The sequence below is a fragment of the Oceanimonas baumannii genome (assembly GCF_002245495.1).
Taxonomy (GTDB): Bacteria; Pseudomonadota; Gammaproteobacteria; order Enterobacterales; family Aeromonadaceae; genus Oceanimonas; species Oceanimonas baumannii.
Genome location: NZ_NQJF01000048.1, coordinates 1 through 1075, shown reverse-complemented (window position 1 = coordinate 1075; position 1075 = coordinate 1). Strand labels below are relative to the sequence as shown.

Sequence of the window (1075 nt, the reverse complement as noted above, 5' to 3'; positions counted from 1 at the left end):
AGATGTGTATAAGAGACAGACGCCCAGGGCGCCGCGGCGGAAACCGTGGCAATGCTGACCATCGGCGCGGCAGACATGTATGGCTTGCCGGTGTCGACCACCCATGTGTTGTCCTCCGGCGTGGCGGGCACCATGGTGGCCAATGGCGGCGGCTTGCAGATGAAGACCATCCGCAATTTGCTGATGGCCTGGGTACTGACATTGCCGGCGGCGATTGTGTTGTCCGGCAGCCTGTACTGGCTGTTTACCAACCTGTTCTGACGTACCTTGAGCAAACCTGTGGGTGGTACTGCTGTGGGAAACAGGCTTGTGGTGATGAGCGGGCTTTCTGTGGTGGTGGGCTTGCTGTGGTAATGGAATGGACGCCCCCTTCCTAACGGCATCTATGTGCCAAAGTTAAAGTGTTACCCACACTTAGCGGAAGGGAGCGTCCTCATGCAGCTTACGACTGTTTCGGTTGACTTGGCAAAAACCGTGTTTCAACTTCACGCGATCGATCAACAAGGAAAAACAGCGCTAAGGAAGCAGCTTAAACGTGAGCAGGTTGTCCCTTTTTTTGCCAACCTGGAGCCCTGCCTAGTGGGCATGGAGGCATGTGGCGGAGCCCACTATTGGGCAAGAAAACTGCAGGCACTTGGTCATACGGTCAAGTTAATGGCTCCGCAATTTGTGAAGCCCTACGTGAAGTCGAACAAAAACGATGTAGCTGACGCAGAAGCGATCTGTGAAGCCGTTACTCGGCCTAACATGCGCTTTGTGCCGATCAAGACGGTAGAGCAGCAAGCTATTTTGGCGGTGCATTGCGCACGGCAAGGGTTTGTAAAGGCCAGAACGGCACAAGCTAATTCGATTCGTGGGCTCCTTGGCGAATTTGGCGTGGTCTTGCCTCAGGGCATTCGACATATCGTCGAGCGTTTGCCGGATATTTTGGAAGATCATGAAAACGCTCTTCCTGGATCGTTACGCCAACTGATGCAGCGCTTGATGGAACATTTCAAAGAGCTGGATCGACAGGTCGTCGAGTTGGAACGAGAGATTCAACAATGGCATCGCAGCCTGTCTCTTATACACATCT

Annotated in this window: 1 protein-coding gene and 1 pseudogene; both read left to right on the top strand. The window is 53.6% G+C overall.

All coding sequences use genetic code 11. From position 1 onward, the window contains the following. Positions 1-30: 30 nt before the first annotated feature. A pseudogene (locus B6S09_RS18070) lies at positions 31-261 on the top strand (inorganic phosphate transporter); the annotation flags it as partial. A gap of 174 nt (positions 262-435) precedes the next feature. Continuing rightward, positions 436-1075: IS110 family RNA-guided transposase (locus B6S09_RS18875; protein ID WP_141202007.1), on the top strand; the 640-nt coding region annotated here is incomplete at its 3' end.